The sequence below is a fragment of the Spirosoma profusum genome (genome assembly GCF_014699005.1).
GTDB lineage: Bacteria > Bacteroidota > Bacteroidia > Cytophagales > Spirosomataceae > Spirosoma > Spirosoma profusum.
Genome location: NZ_JACWZY010000013.1, coordinates 33249 through 50231 on the forward strand (window position 1 = coordinate 33249; position 16983 = coordinate 50231).

At 48.7% G+C, this 16983-nt stretch carries 18 protein-coding genes; 5 read left to right on the forward strand and 13 right to left on the reverse strand.

The annotated features are described in order from the left end of the window. Positions 1-76 precede the first annotated feature (76 nt). Together IC229_RS16110 and IC229_RS16115 are read left to right on the forward strand one after the other, a co-directional pair. Complete coding sequence (locus tag IC229_RS16110; protein WP_190888029.1) at positions 77-1105, forward strand: S66 peptidase family protein; 1029 nt, start codon at positions 77-79, stop codon at positions 1103-1105. A 104-nt stretch (positions 1106-1209) separates the two neighbouring features. Further along, entirely contained in the window at positions 1210-1452 is a 243-nt protein-coding gene (locus IC229_RS16115; RefSeq protein ID WP_223834022.1) for a DUF3820 family protein, read from the forward strand. A gap of 26 nt (positions 1453-1478) precedes the next feature. Here the strand turns inward: IC229_RS16115 and IC229_RS16120 are convergent, their stop codons facing one another. The 4 genes from IC229_RS16120 to IC229_RS16135 form a co-directional block, all read right to left on the reverse strand. After that, entirely contained in the window at positions 1479-1889 is a 411-nt protein-coding gene (locus IC229_RS16120) for a RidA family protein (protein WP_190888030.1), read from the reverse strand. A gap of 143 nt (positions 1890-2032) precedes the next feature. Beyond that, complete coding sequence (locus IC229_RS16125) at positions 2033-2554, reverse strand: DinB family protein (protein ID WP_223834023.1); 522 nt, start codon at positions 2552-2554, stop codon at positions 2033-2035. Between the two features lie 210 nt (positions 2555-2764). Beyond that, positions 2765-3127: a hypothetical protein gene (locus IC229_RS16130; RefSeq protein WP_190888032.1), complete on the reverse strand. Its 363-nt coding sequence runs from the start codon at positions 3125-3127 to the stop codon at positions 2765-2767. Between the two features lie 171 nt (positions 3128-3298). Next, positions 3299-3931, reverse strand: a complete 633-nt coding sequence (locus IC229_RS16135) for a YciE/YciF ferroxidase family protein (RefSeq protein WP_190888033.1) — start codon at positions 3929-3931, stop codon at positions 3299-3301. Positions 3932-4213: 282 nt separating this feature from the next. Here IC229_RS16135 and IC229_RS16140 point away from each other — a divergent pair, with 282 nt between their 5' ends. Next, positions 4214-4687: a hypothetical protein gene (locus tag IC229_RS16140; RefSeq protein WP_223834024.1), complete on the forward strand. Its 474-nt coding sequence runs from the start codon at positions 4214-4216 to the stop codon at positions 4685-4687. Between the two features lie 28 nt (positions 4688-4715). On the opposite strand, the gene IC229_RS16145 is transcribed toward IC229_RS16140, so the two are convergent. The 4 genes from IC229_RS16145 to IC229_RS16160 all read right to left on the reverse strand — a co-directional run bounded on the left by IC229_RS16145 (position 4716) and on the right by IC229_RS16160 (position 9393). Continuing rightward, positions 4716-5456, reverse strand: coding sequence for a hypothetical protein (locus IC229_RS16145; protein WP_190888034.1), 741 nt, complete (start codon positions 5454-5456; stop codon positions 4716-4718). Positions 5457-5502: 46 nt separating this feature from the next. After that, positions 5503-7269 (reverse strand): gamma-glutamyltransferase, encoded by a 1767-nt coding sequence (ggt, locus tag IC229_RS16150; protein ID WP_190888035.1) that lies wholly within the window; start codon positions 7267-7269, stop codon positions 5503-5505. 25 nt (positions 7270-7294) lie between these two features. After that, entirely contained in the window at positions 7295-8005 is a 711-nt protein-coding gene (locus IC229_RS16155; RefSeq protein WP_190888036.1) for a peptidoglycan-binding domain-containing protein, read from the reverse strand. Positions 8006-8076: 71 nt separating this feature from the next. Then, positions 8077-9393 carry a gluconate:H+ symporter gene (locus tag IC229_RS16160; protein ID WP_190888037.1) on the reverse strand — a complete coding sequence of 439 codons (1317 nt, stop codon included), beginning with the start codon at positions 9391-9393 and terminating at the stop codon, positions 8077-8079. A gap of 237 nt (positions 9394-9630) precedes the next feature. Between IC229_RS16160 and IC229_RS16165 the strand changes: the two genes are divergently transcribed. Then, positions 9631-11214: a M12 family metallo-peptidase gene (locus IC229_RS16165; protein ID WP_190888038.1), complete on the forward strand. Its 1584-nt coding sequence runs from the start codon at positions 9631-9633 to the stop codon at positions 11212-11214. A gap of 173 nt (positions 11215-11387) precedes the next feature. Next, complete coding sequence (locus IC229_RS16170; protein WP_190888039.1) at positions 11388-13250, forward strand: hypothetical protein; 1863 nt, start codon at positions 11388-11390, stop codon at positions 13248-13250. Between the two features lie 67 nt (positions 13251-13317). Here IC229_RS16170 and IC229_RS16175 read toward each other — a convergent pair whose 3' ends face one another. The 5 genes from IC229_RS16175 to IC229_RS16195 all read right to left on the reverse strand — a co-directional run bounded on the left by IC229_RS16175 (position 13318) and on the right by IC229_RS16195 (position 16915). Further along, entirely contained in the window at positions 13318-13941 is a 624-nt protein-coding gene (locus IC229_RS16175) for a hypothetical protein (protein ID WP_190888040.1), read from the reverse strand. 114 nt (positions 13942-14055) lie between these two features. Further along, positions 14056-14757 (reverse strand): DUF4097 family beta strand repeat-containing protein, encoded by a 702-nt coding sequence (locus tag IC229_RS16180; protein ID WP_190888041.1) that lies wholly within the window; start codon positions 14755-14757, stop codon positions 14056-14058. A gap of 18 nt (positions 14758-14775) precedes the next feature. Next, positions 14776-15561 carry a DUF4097 family beta strand repeat-containing protein gene (locus tag IC229_RS16185; RefSeq protein ID WP_190888042.1) on the reverse strand — a complete coding sequence of 262 codons (786 nt, stop codon included), beginning with the start codon at positions 15559-15561 and terminating at the stop codon, positions 14776-14778. A 60-nt stretch (positions 15562-15621) separates the two neighbouring features. Further along, positions 15622-16413, reverse strand: coding sequence for a HEAT repeat domain-containing protein (locus IC229_RS16190; protein ID WP_190888043.1), 792 nt, complete (start codon positions 16411-16413; stop codon positions 15622-15624). Further along, positions 16397-16915 (reverse strand): RNA polymerase sigma factor, encoded by a 519-nt coding sequence (locus tag IC229_RS16195; RefSeq protein ID WP_190888044.1) that lies wholly within the window; start codon positions 16913-16915, stop codon positions 16397-16399. Before IC229_RS16195 ends, IC229_RS16190 begins: the two co-directional genes overlap by 17 nt. Between the last annotated feature and the right edge of the window lie 68 nt (positions 16916-16983).

Genomic DNA, 16983 nt, shown 5'->3' on the forward strand with positions numbered 1-16983 from the left:
CGTAGCATCAGCCGTTTGCCCAATCGGTTGTTTTCGGTTATATTTCTGCATCCATGATTGATACGTTACATTCCTGATGCCTTCACGCCGTTCGTTTCTACAGGCCGCCAGCCTCTCACCTTTTGTATCGCTGTCTGCCAGCCAGAATCCCCCGCCTGTCATAAAGCCCGACCGGCTCAAGCAGGGCGATACCATTGGTTTATTTTGTCCGGCTGCACCGGCTTTCAATCGCGAAACCGTACTGATTGCGCAGGAGTCGTTGCTGGCGCTGGGTTTTCAAACGAAACTGGGTCCGCACATTTACGACCGCTACGGTTATCTGGCCGGACGAGATGCCGACCGCGTGGCCGACATGCACGCGTTTTTCGATGACAAAAGCGTCAAAGCGGTCATGGCCATTCACGGAGGGTGGGGGTGCGCTCGTCTGCTGCCGCTGCTCGATTATTCGTTGATTCAGCGCAATCCAAAATTGCTGATTGGCTATAGCGACATCACAGCGTTACTGCTGGCTATTTACGCCAAAACAGGGCTGGTAACCGTGCATGGACCCGTCGGCTCTGCTACGTTCAACGCCTTTACTGTCGACTGGTTTAAGCGGACGCTGATGGAGGGGGAGCAGGTCACAATGCGAAATCCGGTTAATAAAGGCGATAATCTTACGCAGACCCAGGATCGTATCACAACCATCAAATCGGGCTTGGCTCGCGGGCGATTGGTAGGCGGAAACTTAACTGTACTGAGCCATCTAATCGGTTCGTCCTATCTGCCCGACTGGAAAAATACGATTCTGTTTGTGGAAGATACGCACGAAGAAGTGTACCGAATGGACCGAATGCTGACGCACCTCAAGCTGGCGGGAATTCTGGAACAGATAGGCGGTTTTGTATTCGGGAAATGCACCGATTGCGAACCCACCGGAGGAGGATATGGCTCGCTGACCATGGAAGATATCATAACGGAGCACATCGTTCCGCTAGGCAAGCCCGCTTTTTCGGGAGCCATGATTGGTCACATCAAGGATAAATTTACAATTCCATTAGGTATCGATACCGAAATCGATGCTACGTCGGGTACCATCCGACTGCTGGAATCAGCCGTTGGATGATGCGTAATGAAAAATGATTGATGGATAATGAATAGTGGGTTAGCTGATGTCTATCGATTACCTCGTCGTACATTTTTCATTATCCATTACAAATCGAATGATTTATGAATGAAGATCAACAAATGGGCAATCCTCAGTTGCTGAAGGAGTTGCTACGTTATCAGATGCCGTTTGGGAAACACAAGGGGCAGTTAATTCGGTATTTGCCGGTATCGTATCTGGAGTGGTTTGTGCAAAAAGGATTTCCGGCGGGCAAGCTCGGAATGCTGCTCCAGACTATGTACGAAATCCGGCTGAATGGACTGGAATATTTGCTGGATGAGTTACAACGTATCGAAAAGCGATAATGCTACGTAGTGAAAATTTTACACGATTATTTTTCGCTCTTGAATGCTACCGCTTCAATTTCAACTAAATAATCAGGATTGGCTAAACCGGCAACGATAATTCCGGTAATAATCGGCGGATTACTTAACTTTTTCAGAAAGCTTTGGGCACCTTCAAACCCCTTTCGAACATCCTGACCTTGTACAATATAAATAGTCAATTTAAATAGATCGTCTAACGTAGCACCGCAGGCAGTTAAAGCAGTTTCAATGTTGTTTAAAACATGCTCTGTTTGTAAAGCTATATCGCCTTTCCCAATGATTTCCAGGTCTTTTGTGATAGCATTTTGACCGCCAATATAAATTGTACTTCCATTTCCTTTTGTAATGACAGCCTGAGAGAATGCAGGATTTTTTAGTAGCTCATCCGGATTTAGAAATTCTAAGTTTGCGTTCATAGCCTGATTGATTAATACGTAATTGAGTAACAATCAATTGGATAATCTTGTTGAAGATTGGTTAATGTAACGTAATAAAAATGGGTGCTACGTATTGTTTTCATCAGCAAACAATACGTAGCACCCATTTTTATTGGGCATTCTTAAAACAGTTTTTCGTTTGGTGGCTTAACGCCTTTCATCCGAATGTAAATGGTGGTCTGACCCCGGTGGTGGGTCTGATGCTCAAACGCCTTGGCTAGGGCTAATTCACGGGTCATTTCGCGTTGGCCCATTTTCACGTTTTCAGCCAACTGCGCATCGGTCAGTCCTTTAACGGCATCAATCACAAAATCGTAGCTATCCAGAACGGCTTTGGTCAGAGCCGCTTTCGTTTTTAGCTCGCTCATTTCTTCCATCTTTTTGCCCTGAAATGGATTCGTTTTGCCACTGGCCATAGCCGCAAAATTGTAGTTCGCGTTGGCCAGATGTAACATCTGTTCGGCAAAACTCCGGATTTCGGGTGTTGGCTTGAAGTTGACACCATCTTCCGGCATCGCATCCAGATACTCTTTGGTATAGTCTCTAGCCCGTTGCCAGTCGGTGGTTAACTGCGATATTGTAGTCATTGGACCAGCCGCCTGAGCCGTTGACAAGACCCAGAACAGAGCCAGAAGGACAGACATGAATCGGAAGCGTAATGTAGAGGTCATCTTGCTAGTAGTTTGTTTGACGATTAAAAGGGAAAAGCCTTCTAAAGCTACTACGTTCTGATTCTGGTGTTGCCGAATGCTACGTTTCGTCTGAGCGCTAGGTGTCAGTCATGTCCTTGACCAGATAGAGCAATTGTTGATACGTGTTTCGAAGCGGGAAAAGCAACTCTGAAATCAGAAGACCTAGACTTCAAATGGCAGTTCGTAGGTTTTGCTAACAACTTTCGACGAGCGCGTTTTTACTTCTACTTTTATTTTTAAGGGCGAATCGATCACCAGGTAATTTTTGACGAACTGGTCATCATAATACATCCACGATTGATCTTCGAGCAGGTAGTCAGTTACGCCCGCCTTCGATGCCTGATAAGCCAGCCGTTCAACCGCAAGTGGCTCATAATTAACGATGTGGCCCATATAATACACCTGTAAGCCTGGCAATGACTGGTTGCCTAATTCGGTGCAGCTCATAACGGTAATTTTCAGTGAAGAACCATCTTCCAGGTCTTTTACCGCCCATTCGTCAAGGATTGTTTTTTCGTTTGCCATTAGTAGTTGTGTTTTTGGTTATGGCCGTAAAAGTAGTAATACCCTATACCGAAGCGGATGATTTTCTTATTGGACGGCGGTTCGCGGATAGTTAACAAAACGCATCAAAACAATAAACCCAGCCACCTATGAAAATGACTGGGTTTACTTCTATAAGTAAGTCGGGACGTATCAGACGCCTAATGGGCCGCCTGACGTAACGTCGGGATTATGGCTTTCATGACGGCCAGCGTGATGGCTGCCAACGTGCTCATCTTCTTCTGCTTTCGACCGGTCGTTGATGAATGATTCGGCCAGTACGGTTAATTTCCGATCGGCTTCTTTTTCTTCTTGCAGCGTTTTTTCCAGCAATTCAGTCGATTGCGTAAAGTCGAGTATGTGAGCCAGCGTTACCAGCGAACCATACGTAGCAATTTCCAGGTGCTCGATCTTCTGAGCGGCAATAATGAGCCCGGCATCACGCGTAAGCGAACCTTTAGGCGTATCGGAGATGATGCGTCGGGCATCATTGACTAAACCGTCGATTGCATCGGATACATGTTCTTCTGTTCGGATACCGATGATTCTGAAAATTTCTTCGACCCTTTCAACCTGTGTTTCACTTTCGGTCTGGTGCTGTCGGAGGAGGTCGCTCACCTCGTTCGTAGTGCTGGCCTGAGCCTGTTCGGATAGCGCATGAACAGCACGTTTTTCAATGTAGTAGGCAGTTTTTAATTCACTGATAAATAGGTCGCGTAAGCCTTCGTCTGTCGTGGAATCGTTTCCGCCGAAGAAGCTTGTAATTCGCTCTGCCAGAGTCGCCATGATGTTTGTTGTTTAACTGAGAACTAAGAAATCTAAAACGCTACGTTGGTACGAGGCAGGAATGGGATGGGACGTAATATGGAGTGTAGCGTAGTGCCATATGACAAATAGTACCTGCTAAATCCATGCCATACGCTGGTAGTGAGGGTGTTAACGAAACGGTAGACTGGCTTCTGTTTACTTTTCTCTACAGATTATGTAGCATATTATCGCTTGTATCATTTGTGATACGTAGCAAAATCAGGTACGCCAGCGTATTGAATACCGCTTATAAATAACAAAATGCTACGTTCGAAGAACATTCTCGCTACTTTGCCTGTAGTGGATAAATACGTAACTAGCAGACCTTTTTCTAATCTGGTACAACAGCCGACCACAGAGATTTTTACAAAAATGAGTAACGCAAATCAGGTTCTATATTTCGTATCCCAGTCGTACAGACAGATCCAAATATCGGTCGACAAAGGATTGGAGCCCTATACCTACGGTGATTTTGCCCGACAGTTCAACAACTTGCTGGTTTCGTCAGACAACGAAACCTACGCCCGCGAATTGACGCTTTTCCTCGTCGATGAAACCATTCGGTATCGGAAAACAGTCGATTATCTGCGTCAGGAAATGGCTTTTGAAGCACAGGCTTCGGCCGAACGCGACCGGGCTAAAGTGGCGCTGGCGGAATTGAAAAAGAGCGAAAACAGCGGTAGTGATGATCAACTGGACCTTTATAACCGACGACTGAGCCGGAAAGTCGCTTAAACCCAACTCCGCTACCGAAAAACGCTGACTATTTCAACTGGGATTTGATCGATGCCAAAAGCGATTTGCCTAGCCTGGCAGCATCCTGATAGTCACGTAGCAGCTCTTCACGTGTGGAGCGCCGGACCAATATTGAGTTCTGAAACGCTACGTCGTTGATGATAGACGTCCAGGCGGCTTTTGCTGGAGTGCTCGGTTGTTTGCCCAGCGGAAGCCGCCCGAGTAGAGAAGGGCCAACAATTGTATTCGTGGTTTCTAATTCGGCAGTTTCGACCCGGATAATGGTTTCGTACTGTTTGTAATAATCGAAAAGAGCTTTTTTGAACGGAAGGCTGCTGATTACCTGCATATTACCGGTACTTTTCAGATCCGCGAACGTAGCATCTTCGGCAATGAAACGGGGACGTTTAAACATAAACCGAACGTTGTCGACAAATCCCGCATACGTAATAGCAGACCGTTGCGTATCCATTTCGGAGAGCGTCCGGGTAGCCTGAATTACCTGCTTTGTTTCATTTATCACTTCATTGATCTGGTTCATATCGGTCTGGATATCACTGTATAATCCTTTCAGATACGTTTGCTCGGTTTCTTTTTTCTGCCGTTGGTCTTTCCACTCGTCGAGCGCGAACGAAATCGTAATACTGAAAATAATGACAATAATTTCCAATAAGTATTCCGGCCATTTTTCGCGAAGCAAGTTGAGCACTTTGCCGAAACTGTTAACGGGTTTGATTTCTGGGGCCGGAGAAGCCGATTTTTTCGCCATGTTGTTCTGATCAATCAGGTTGTAAGTTAGATGATTGGATTAGTGGCTAATAGCCAGCCGCCTGACCATCTTTTCGCATTTCGGTGGCTCCCCAGTAAATCCTATTTTGGGTATCCCATTGAATGGCCTGATAGCCTCCAAAGAAATCGTTTGGAACCAGATGGTGACCGCGTTTTTCCAGTTCAGCACGTACCGTCGGCGAAATACCACTTTCCAGGGCTAGTTTGCCGCCATCGGACATGAGCGTGCCCGTAGGTTCGCTGCTTCCGGAATGACTGAAACGAGCGGCATCACCGGCTTCCTGCACGTTCATACCGAAATCAATGATGTTGCACAAAACCTGTAAGTGACCCTGTGGCTGCATGGCACCACCCATAACGCCAAAACTTAGAAATGGCTCTCCATTTTTCAGGACAAATCCAGGAATGATGGTTGTAAATGGTCGTTTTCCAGGTGCGTACACATTGGCGTGATTGGGCGTCATGCAGAAGCTGGTACCTCGATTCTGAAAAACGAATCCTAACCCGTTCGGTACCATCCCACTCCCAAATTCCAGCATGTTACTTTGAATGAGCGATACCATATTCCCTTCCTGGTCGGCTATGGTCAAGTACACCGTGTCTCCCGCACGAAGGGCTGGTTCGCCCGCGTCGATACGTTCGGAAGCTTTGGTCGGGTCGATCAATTTACGGCGTAGAGCAGCATACTCTTTCGAGAGCAGCCACTGGGTGGAAGCTTTGGCAAAATCGGGGTCGGCGTAGTAGCGGGCGCGGTCTTCAAACGCTAATTTCTTGGCTTCAATCAGCAGATGCAGATAATCGGCAGAATTATGTCCTAGTTTTTTTAAGTCAAATCCTTCCAGTATAGTCAGCATTTGCAACACCGAAATTCCCTGCCCGTTTGGTGGTAACTCATACACATCATAGCCCCGATAATTGATAGAAACTGGCTCAATCCACGTGCTTTTATGCGCAGCCAGATCAGCTTTACGTAGAAAAATCCCCACCCGACGAGCGTAGCGATCGATGGTATCGGCGATGGCGCCCGTATAAAAAGCGTTACGTCCGCCCGTCGCAATTTTCTGATACGTAGCAGCCAGATCAGGGTTGCGAAAGAGCTGTCCTTCAACGGGCGCTTTGCCGTCAATGAGAAAGGTTTTCTGGAAATTACCGAACTCACCGATAACAGTCTGACTTTCGGCCAACCGTCGGGCAGCTACCTGCCAGGAATAAGCAATCACCTGCGGAACGGGCACTCCTTCGCGAGCGTACTGAATACTCGGTTTCAACAGATTTGCCATTGGTAATTTGCCAAAACGCTGATGAAGCTGAAACCACCCATCGACCGCGCCCGGTACTGAAACCGACAACGGCCCGTAGAGCGGCAACTGCTGGCGAGTGCCCAGAATTGAACGTAACGAATCGTAAGAAAGCCCTTTGGGTGCGCGTCCGCTGGCATTCAAACCATATAATCTCCGGTCTTTCGCCGACCAGACAATGGCAAACAAATCGCCCCCGATACCGCCGTTGTTCGGCTCCACGACACCCAGCGCAGCGTTAGCCGCAATGGCCGCATCGACAGCCGTACCACCCTGTTTCAGTATATCGAGCCCAATTTGCGTCGCCAGCGGGTGACTGGTGGCAACCATCCCGTGACGACCGAGAATAGGGCTTCGCGTGGCAAAATTGGCACCACTAATCCGGTCGCCTTTACCGATTGTCTGGGCATACGAGAACGTAGCAGCACATAGGATGCCTACCAGACCGGTCAGGAGGTTGCGAATGAATACGGAACAGTCTGGGTTTTTGCTCATCGTACTTTTTGTTTGCTGATAAATCCTATGGCATATCAATACCTAAAGCAGTCGCTGTTTCTTCGCCAACTTCGCCATCGGCCACGAGGCCTTGCAGCCGCTGGAACGCCACTACAGCGGCTATCGTATGCGGGCCGTATTTGCCGTCGATGTCGCCGGGATTCAGGTCCAAAGCTTTCAGTTTTTTCTGGATTTCACGTACCGTTTTTCCCTGCATCAGCGGATTTGTCAGTCGAAAGACCAGTGTTGGGGGCGTCACGATGATGGTCCCGGCAAGCTGCGTATACTCAAGGTCTGGTACTAAAACGCCCGTGTCCCACCTACGCCCGGTTACTTTTCCATTGATCACACCCTTCGCCGGCGAATGCGCTTCGTATGTTCCACCCTTGCCATCACAAATAACAATATGTCCGTCGAGTCTCGGCCGCTCGATCGGGTAACGTAGCAGAATGCCACCGACGGTCTTGGCCGCCAGTTCGACGCTTACCTGAATGCCCGTGTTTGCTACGTCGCGTCGCCAGTAGCCGGTGTAAGCGTTGGCTGTTGTCGGATTACCCCAGTTGTTATCGCAGCCGTATAATTTCTGGGCAGCCTGGAAAACGCACCACGACACATATTCAGCGCAATCCCAGGGCCCACGCCAATTAGGATTATCTTTTGGGGCCAGAGCGCCATAAATGTATCGCTCACCCACACGCTTGGCGGCTATCTTGACGACATCTTCTCCGGTTGCCATTTTAGTTAGTGGAAAGAAATAAGAGAAAGATAAATGAAAGTCACTTTCAAACTAGTGTTTACCAGAACGTATCAACGAATAAACCAGTCTACGACCAGCACTCCCAACAGGCCCGATATTGAAACCAGCGTTTCCATCACCGACCAGGTTTTAAGCGTATCGACCATCGATACGTTAAAATACTCCCGAAACAGCCAGAAACCCGTATCGTTCACATGCGAAAACATCATACTCCCCGCGCCAATACTCAGTACCATCAGATTCGGTTCTACACCCGACACTGTAAGCAGGGGAGCCATAAAACCAGCGGTCGTGATGCCCGATACAGTCGATGAACCTACGCTGACCCGGATGAGGGCTGCCATACCCCAGGCCAGTACATATGGGTGTAACGACGAACCGTGCATCAGGTCGGCAACCGATTGATTAACACCTCCGTCGGTCAGAACCTGTTTTAGGGCACCAGCCCCACCAAAAATAAGAAAAAGCAAGGCAACATCTTTCACGGCATCGCCCAGTAACGTAGTGACTTCCGCTATCGATTTGCCTCGCCAGCGTCCCAGCGTAAACATCGCCAGCACCACCGCGCAAAACATACTCACAATGGGTTCACCGAAAAAAAGCAGTACCTGCTGACTCAGCGAATCGACAGGCAGAAACGGGCTGATTAACGCACTCAGGCCAATAAGCAGAATCGGAAACAGCACCGTCAGAAAGCTTACGCCTGTGGATGGCATCTGCTCGTCGCTCAGGTCGGGTGCGATAAATGCTGGATTCGGCAACGTAGTATAGCGTTTCAACGTAGCACCAAACAGGGCTCCCGACACCAGAATGGCCGGAATCGACACCAGAATTCCGTAAAAAAGCGTGAGTCCCATGCTGGCATTAAATTGTTTCAGAATAGCCAGTGGAGCCGGGTGGGGTGGCAAATAACCCTGCGTCACCGACAAAGATGCCAGCATCGGTATGCCGATATACAGTGCAGGAAGTTTGTAACGATAAGCCACCGTGATAACCAGCGGAGCCAGCAGCATAAACCCCACCGAATAGAACAGGGGCAGTCCGACAATGAACCCCGTAACCATAAAAGCCCATCGGGCATGACGGGTGCCCACTACGTTCATAATTGCCACTGCAATACGTTGTGCCGCACCACTTTGCGCCACGAGCTTGCCCAGCATAGCGCCCAGTGCAATAATAGCCGTAATCGAACCTAACGTACTGCCGATGCCTTTCTGAATGGCATCTACAATAGCCAGTGGTTTCAGTCCCAGCGCCAGACCAACGCCGATAGAAACCGCCAGAAAAGCCAGAAATGTATGGAGCCGGACAAAGGAAATGAGCACAATCAGCACCAGAATGCCGAGAAACGTAATGAGCAACGACATGGAAAACAGAGACAGCTTATCTGGCAAATAGCAAATCGTGAAATATCTACTATTTCAGCCTGGGGCGTAGGGCAAGGGCAGAAGCCATGTTACCTCAGTGACCAGTTTCGTCTTAAGAATAGATTACTTGATTCACTACGTCTTCCCTTTCCCTAACTTCTTCCGTTGATTTGCCGGAAAAGTATGGTAAATTGTTGTGTTTTGCAGAAGAAATGAAATGTCTTAAGTATCCGGTTGATGGTTAAATCGTTACACCAGAAGTTTATGCGCGTCGTGGTGGTGTTTTTGTGGCTGATATCGGCTGTGGGATGGGCGCAGGAGAGACCGCTTGAACGAGCCATCGTGCAGGCCCGAACTACGGGCAAAACCGATACGTTCCCCAATCTGTTTACGGCAAATGGCACTACTCACGCCCTTACGAATGCCCAGGATACTACGCAACACATCGACAAGTTAACGCTCAATACCAACGTATTAAAATCCATACGTAGTCAGAAACGGGAACTGCTGGAAATTTCGCTGCCAACCGCTCTGGGCACTCTGGAACTGGAATTAGTACCTGTCAATCTCTTTGCGCCCGGTTTCAACGTAGTGACCCACCTGCCTGATACTACGTTCCAGTTCGATGCCAGTCGGGTTGTGTATTATCAGGGTATGATTAAAAATAATCCCCGTTCGCTGGTGGCGCTGGCGTTATCGGATGAGAACGTAGTGGGACTGGTGTCAGACAGCACGGGCAACCGGGTTTTGTCGAGGCAGCGGGCTAAATCGGCTTCACAAACGGATTACGCTTTATATAACGAACAGGCCGTACAAACGAAAATTCGCCCATTTGCCTGTAACGTAGCGGATAGTGGCACGTCGGATTTGATAGAAACCCCCAGTGAAAAGCCTACTAAACAAACGAATTCGAGCAATTGCGTAAAATACGTTGGCATTTATCTCGAAGCTGACTACGCGCTTTATCAGTCATACGGTGGAAACATAACCGATTTGACCGAAGATATACTATTTGTATTCGATCAGGTCATTACGTTATACCGTAACGAAAACGTCTACGTACAATTGTCACAGCTTTATGTCTGGAACACAAACGATCCTTATAGCACCGCCACTACGTCCGCATCGGCTTTGGCAGCTTTCAAAACTCACTGGAATAATTTCGGGAATAGCTTTCCGGGCCAGATAGCGCATCTGATGAGCAGTCGAAGTTTTAGCGGTAACACGGTCGGGCTGGCTGATGGCTACAATGGCCTTTCAGACAAGTCGACCGCGTATTCATTTAATAGTTCACTCAATCCTGCCTTCGCAGCACCTTACCCAACGTATTCATGGGCGGTGTTCGCCATCGCACACGAACTGGGCCACAACTTCAGTTCGCATCATACGCACTGGTGCGGCTGGCCGGGAGGTCCAATTGATAATTGTGCAGTCCCCGAAAATGGGCCCTGCTCAGCGGGCCCCGCGCCGGTAAATGGAGGTACCATCATGAGCTATTGTCACCTGGCAAATGGCGTCAACTTTGCCAAAGGCTTTGGTACGTTGCCGGGCAATCAGATTCGGAATAAAATTGCCAGTGTAACGCTTCCGATCACTACGTCTGATGGAAAAGTAGAGTCTATAAACTCCGGCATCTGGACCATGAGCGGCACCTGGACCTGTGGCGTAACACCTAGTGTGCTTTATAAAGCTACCATTAGCCCTGGTCACCGGGTGCAACTCAATTCTACCGGAAATGCCAAAACCCTCACCATTCAGGGTACTCTCAATCTCTCTACCCCTGGAACCGTTATCCGAATCGGACAAACGCAGTCGAATTGAGTGATAAATGATGAGTACTTATGCGTTGAAAGACCACTCATCGTTCATCACTCATCGTTTATTACGCGCTATTACCGTAGCCTAAATAGGCGTTGGTCGGGTTGATATTTGCCCGGACAACGCCTATTTTAGTCGCTATTAATCAATATGTTAATATAAACACAGAGAATTATATGCGCGCTCTTTATGCTTTGCTAATACTAACCAGCAGTCCGGTGATAGCTCAATCACACACTTCCTATGTTGTTAACTCGGGCAACACGACGGTAGGTGGGTTTATTGGTAATACGCTTGTTGGTCCTGCTGCGGGTATCAGCCTGGGTAGCGGAAATTTTAATACCATGCTGGGATATCAAACAGGCTATAATAGCACAAACGTAGAAGAAAACACGTTTGTGGGCAGTTCTGCCGGGTTTGCGGTCACAGCGAATAGGAACACGTTTATTGGGAGCCAGGCCGGTTTTTTAAGCATTTCGGGCGTAGAGAATGCCTTTGTGGGGAATTCGGCAGGAGCGCTGAATGGATCGGGTAGTTATAATTCTTTTTTGGGTAGTAACGCGGGTAACCAGAATAACGGAGGCACCAATAACACCTTTATTGGCGCTTATGCAGGGTACAAAAACGGCTCTGCCTTCCAGAACACCTTCCTAGGGGCCGAAGCTGGTTATAACAACACCGGCGGTACGTCTAACGCATTCGTGGGCTATCAGGCCGGAAAGGCCAATACGACTGGCGTCTCCAACGCCTTTCTGGGGGCATTCGCAGGCAGAAGCAACACCTCTGGTAATGACAACACCTTTCTGGGTTCCAACGCGGGCACCAAAACTACCTCCGGTGGCCAGAACACCTTCACTGGCTACGGGGCCGGAGCCCAGAACTCCACCGGGGTCGGCAACGTCTTCGTGGGCAACCGGGCGGGCTACTCCAATACCACCGCCAATGCCAACGTGTTCATCGGCTCCCAGACGGGATTTTCCAATACCACCGGCATCGCCAACCTGTTCATGGGCCAACTGGCGGGCTATAGCAGCAACGGCTCCTACAACCTCTTCATTGGCAACTCGTCGGGCCAGCAAACGACCTCGGGTGGGGGCAACACTTTCATTGGCAATGGCTCGGGCTATGGCAACATCACTGGCCAGAACAATACCTATATCGGCAATGGGGCTGGCTTCACCGGCAATGGGGCGGGTCAGAGCAACACCTTCATTGGTCAGAATGCCGGGGTATCATCGGGGGCTGTTGTCAATAACTCCACTGCCATCGGGGTGGCTGCTCAGGTATCGGCTGACAATTCGATTGTGTTAGGCGCCCCCAACCCTCTGTGGAAAGTGGGTATCGGCAACACCGCTCCCAACAATAAACTGGAGATTACCCATGGCACCAATGGCCAGTCGGGTCTGCGCTTCACCAATCTGAAGAGTACAGACGCTGCGTCGGTGACTAATGCCACAAAAGTTCTCTCCGTCAATAGTAGTGGGGATGTGATTCTGGTGAGTACCAGTGTGTCGACTCGGGAGGGGGCTATGGAGTCATTTTGGCAACGTAGGGGAGGTTTTCTGCAAAGCACCCAGCATGAAGCGGTCATCATCGGAGGGAATATAGCACGCACGCCATCAGGCTACAAGTTATTTGTGGAAGAAGGTATTCTGACTGAGAAAGTGAAGGTGGCTGTCAAGAACAGCAGTGAGTGGAGTGATTACGTGTTTGGTGATACGTATCAGCTGAAGTCATTAGGAGAGGTAGAACGTTACGTTCGTGAGCACAGGCATCTGCCAGGTGTACCCTCGGCAACGGACGTAGTGGAGCAGGGGATCGACGTAGCGAAGATGGATGCTACGTTGCTCAAAAAGATTGAGGAATTGACCCTCTACAGTATTCAACTTGAAAAGGAAAATCAGAAGCATCAGCAGGAGTTGCAGACTATTCGGCAGCAGTATGACCAGAAATTCGAACGTATCGAAGCCGAACGGGAGCAGCAGAAACAGGAAATACAGGCGATGAAAAAACTACTCCAGAAAGCGTTAAGGAAATGAGTGATGAGTTTACTGACGCGCTCAAAAAATACGTGCGTCAGCAAACTCATCACTCATCACTTATCTCTCATTCTAAAATGAGATTGTAAGCTATGACGTGCTTCACTCCGAATTGCTTATGCCACTCATTAACAGGTACCTGACTTTCTGCGACTGCACAGTATAAGTAAAATCCATCTTTGAGATAGGGTAGGCTGTGAACAAAGAACAGGATTTTTTTGCTCATGGGAATTCGAGCTTTTTCGTTCTTGTAAGCCACAACATCAGTCCTAAAACTAAATCGTCTGGCATCGTCAGCTTCTACTTTAAACGTTTTGCGTTGGCTTACTTTCGGTAATTTAAACAGAGCTTCAATCGTAGTAGGGTCTACCGTTCGTGCATATACGTCGATGGTAAACTTGCCCGTCGAATCAATTTGCAGTATTTCCTTGCGTGTGCCAAAACCAAACATTTCCTGCTCAGGTTGTGCAATGCCATTTTTGTATTCCTGACACGTGAGGTGAAAATACTTTCCGGCAAGTTTGGGGTCGTTTAACTCAAGACGGAATTTTTCTACACCAATAAATGACATTAAATCCTTTAATTCAGTGTTAGTAGAACCGTAAACACTTCTCACAACGGTGCTGTCATTCGACTGAGCGTTTACCAGGCAATTACAAAAAAGTAGTAGAGCAATAAACGTTGCCTTCATCTAAGCTAAATCAAAAATGGAGTAATTTGCCTTCTCTCGTATTTTCAGCCCGAAACTTGGCTATATAAGCTACTGCATTTCATCACGCAGCATTCATGATCTATTACGAGTCAATCACTTCTGTTCCCGCAGAAATACGTCGTTGCTGATGGATTCGAGACGTACCGTCGTGCCACCGCCATTAACGGTGCCTTCCAAAAGATAACCGACGTGCGAATGCCTTTCTTTCTTGCCTTTAAAAGCGATATCCAGGTTGGAATATACTTCGCCCGTAATAGTTTTCATCTCGACATTGGCCCCTTTCGATTTAGGCCAGCTCATGTCGACAAACCCACTGATGGATTTGGCCATAACCGGTGCCGATGCTCCCTGAATGTCGATGTTGCCGTTGATGGTTTCGAGTTTGAGCTGAGCCTGCCGGGGTAGAAATACTACATAATTTATATCGCTGCACACGACCGTGTGCGTTCCGTCGCGGTTATTGCTCCAGGAAGAATATTTCTGATCGGGACAATCTTCGGGTTTGCCTTTCTTGATAAGTTCTTTATCGTAATCGGTTTTCAGGCTTACTTCGCCATCGGTCGAGCCGGTGGTTACCACTAAGGCGTCATCAAGTTTACCACCGTTGATGGTCACGGAGATACGTACCGATAAATCAGGTTTGTCCCAGTAGCGAACCTGAATGCTATCGGCAAACCTCAGGTTCAGGTTCACGATCTGATCTTTACCAACAGGCATCGTTTTCTGGATGATTCGCTGGGCCAAAGAAGGCAACGCCAACGTAGCAGTCAGGAGGAGGAATAGTAGTTTTTTCATCACAGTAGGCGGAAGGGTTTATTTCTGTTTCCGGATGTAGATGTTGCTGTTGATGGTCTTGAGCTGCATCTCAACACCCCCGCCGTTGGTTGCTCCGTCGATGTTACGTCCACCGCCTACTCGATTCATGCCGTCTTTGGTCATTTTCACCCCCAGATCAAAGTCAGTGTACATCTCGCCCTGCACAGAGCGCAATTTAAGATCGGCTTTGGCGGTTGCAGGCAACGTAATGTCGATAGGCCCGTTGATGGTCGAAATAGCCGTCGGTTTTTCCTGACTCAACGATGAAAACGTTACGTTCACTTCGCCATTGATGGTGTTGGCTACCACCGGACCCGTTACGTTATTGAGGTCAATCTGCGAATTGTTGGTACGTATTTCCAGATCGCCGTCCATATTGCTAATGTTGATGCCCGATCCGTGCCAGTTGACTTCCTGATACAGAATGGCCACTTTACGAGGCAGCTTGATGGTGTATTTGATTTGCTTCCGGGCAGCCTTTTCAATTTTCAGCCCGTTACCTTCTGGCGTTACAGACAGTCCGATACCGGTGTTATCGACGGCCGTGTTGTAGATGGGCTTCAGCCCTTTAGCCCGTTCGGGAGGAGCTTCGTAGCCAGATGAGGCCTGAATAATCACCTCATCGCTGTTGTGGCCCTCGATTTTGAGATTCGAAGCGTCCATCTCAATAGTCACTTTTCGATCTTTGGCATTCGCCAGTTTGGCTTTGTACTCCAGACCTTGAGCCTGGGCCGTGACGAGGCCCATGAGCAAGCTGGCACTTAATAAAATTGACTTTTTCATTGGTATTTGTGGTAATTAACTGGTTATAAAATGATACGTAGTGAATGTTTAGGTAAATAGTTACGATGGTGCATTGCCTGCCTGGTTCAGACTTTGAACCCCTTCTTCAGCTTTCAGTCGTACAGCGTCCAGCGCTTCCTGATTTTCAGCCAGTCGCTGCATTTCCTCGACGGCTCGCCGTTCCTTGATCGTCACCAATACGTCGATAAGCGTAATCTGTACGTTCGGGTCAGTCTGCACCTTGAGCGACTGAATCAGGCCATCGCGCACGCTGGGTTCTCGTTCGAAACGTGCCAGTGCCTGACAGGCCGCCAGCCGTACGTTGACGTTGGAATCGAAATTCAACGTATTGAGCAGCAATTGGGTAATTTCCTGATCAGCCTGCGTGATTTCGTAACTCTGGTTAATAGCATCGATACGTTCGCTGGCTGATGTTTTGGCAAGCTGTTCAAACGCAAGTGTTTGTTTCAGGCTTTTCTCAGGAGCCGTCTCCGAAATGAACGAGAGATCTGTTCCTTTTCCGGCCGATGGTCGTAGTTGATTATACACCAAACCACCCCCGAAGCCCAGTATCAGTAAGCCGATGCTGGCTGCCAGCCGCACGCTCCACGAACCCATCCTGACAACCCAGTTTGGTTCGGGCGCATTCAGGCGATTGGCTAGCGCATTGATGGATTTAAGCGACGGATGCTCACTACGAGCGTTGGCAAAGTAGCGGAACTGCGGTGCATGGCTTTGCAGATGCGCCGGAATGTTCTCCTGCTGGAAATAAGCCCGCAATTCTTTTTCCTCGTCCAGCGTGGTTTCGCCGTCGTAGTATTTTTCCAGTAGCTTCTCAATAGTCGGCTTCATAATCGTTGGCTTTTGTGTAACTGTCGCGGAGTCGTTGTCGGGCCCGCGATAAAATCACCCGGATATTATTGACACTGAGGCCCGTGAGCTGCTCTATTTCCTCGAACGAATATTCCTCAACGTCGCGCAGGTGCAGAATGAACCGTTGCTGGTCGGGCAGTTCTTCCATAAGTCGATGAATCAACTCGTTGCTGTCGGCGGCTTCCACCTGCTGATAAGGCGTGGCGGTTGTCGCCTGTACCTCTGGGAAATCGCCGTCGGTGGCCATCTTTTGCCGACTGTGTGCCTTCAGTTTATCGAGACACAGATTCCGGGTCATCTGCACGGCCAGTGCTTCCAGGCTCTGGTACGTTTCCAGTTGCTGGCGGTTGCTCCAGAGCCGTAACATCACATCCTGCAAGGCATCTTCGGCTTCTTCGCGGTTACGCAGAAAGAGTTGCGCTACCCGAAAAAGGCGCCCCTGAACTGGCAGAATCCGTTGTTTGAAAGCTTGTACATCCATGTCAATAGCATAGACGACTAAGTACGAAAAACATTACAGCGTCGCCCAAAAAAAATTTCGGGTTTTTT

Bases quoted from the DNA above. Each gene is read 5' to 3' on its own strand.
- IC229_RS16110 (WP_190888029.1), top strand. From the start codon at position 77: ATGCCTTCACGCCGTTCGTTTCTACAGGCCGCCAGCCTCTCACCTTTT.
- IC229_RS16115 (WP_223834022.1), top strand. From the start codon at position 1,210: ATGAATGAAGATCAACAAATGGGCAATCCTCAGTTGCTGAAGGAGTTG.
- IC229_RS16120 (WP_190888030.1), bottom strand. From the start codon at position 1,889: ATGAACGCAAACTTAGAATTTCTAAATCCGGATGAGCTACTAAAAAAT.
- IC229_RS16125 (WP_223834023.1), bottom strand. From the start codon at position 2,554: ATGTCTGTCCTTCTGGCTCTGTTCTGGGTCTTGTCAACGGCTCAGGCG.
- IC229_RS16130 (WP_190888032.1), bottom strand. From the start codon at position 3,127: ATGGCAAACGAAAAAACAATCCTTGACGAATGGGCGGTAAAAGACCTG.
- IC229_RS16135 (WP_190888033.1), bottom strand. From the start codon at position 3,931: ATGGCGACTCTGGCAGAGCGAATTACAAGCTTCTTCGGCGGAAACGAT.
- IC229_RS16140 (WP_223834024.1), top strand. From the start codon at position 4,214: ATGCTACGTTCGAAGAACATTCTCGCTACTTTGCCTGTAGTGGATAAA.
- IC229_RS16145 (WP_190888034.1), bottom strand. From the start codon at position 5,456: ATGGCGAAAAAATCGGCTTCTCCGGCCCCAGAAATCAAACCCGTTAAC.
- ggt (WP_190888035.1), bottom strand. From the start codon at position 7,269: ATGAGCAAAAACCCAGACTGTTCCGTATTCATTCGCAACCTCCTGACC.
- IC229_RS16155 (WP_190888036.1), bottom strand. From the start codon at position 8,005: ATGGCAACCGGAGAAGATGTCGTCAAGATAGCCGCCAAGCGTGTGGGT.
- IC229_RS16160 (WP_190888037.1), bottom strand. From the start codon at position 9,393: ATGTCGTTGCTCATTACGTTTCTCGGCATTCTGGTGCTGATTGTGCTC.
- IC229_RS16165 (WP_190888038.1), top strand. From the start codon at position 9,631: ATGGTTAAATCGTTACACCAGAAGTTTATGCGCGTCGTGGTGGTGTTT.
- IC229_RS16170 (WP_190888039.1), top strand. From the start codon at position 11,388: ATGCGCGCTCTTTATGCTTTGCTAATACTAACCAGCAGTCCGGTGATA.
- IC229_RS16175 (WP_190888040.1), bottom strand. From the start codon at position 13,941: ATGAAGGCAACGTTTATTGCTCTACTACTTTTTTGTAATTGCCTGGTA.
- IC229_RS16180 (WP_190888041.1), bottom strand. From the start codon at position 14,757: ATGAAAAAACTACTATTCCTCCTCCTGACTGCTACGTTGGCGTTGCCT.
- IC229_RS16185 (WP_190888042.1), bottom strand. From the start codon at position 15,561: ATGAAAAAGTCAATTTTATTAAGTGCCAGCTTGCTCATGGGCCTCGTC.
- IC229_RS16190 (WP_190888043.1), bottom strand. From the start codon at position 16,413: ATGAAGCCGACTATTGAGAAGCTACTGGAAAAATACTACGACGGCGAA.
- IC229_RS16195 (WP_190888044.1), bottom strand. From the start codon at position 16,915: ATGGATGTACAAGCTTTCAAACAACGGATTCTGCCAGTTCAGGGGCGC.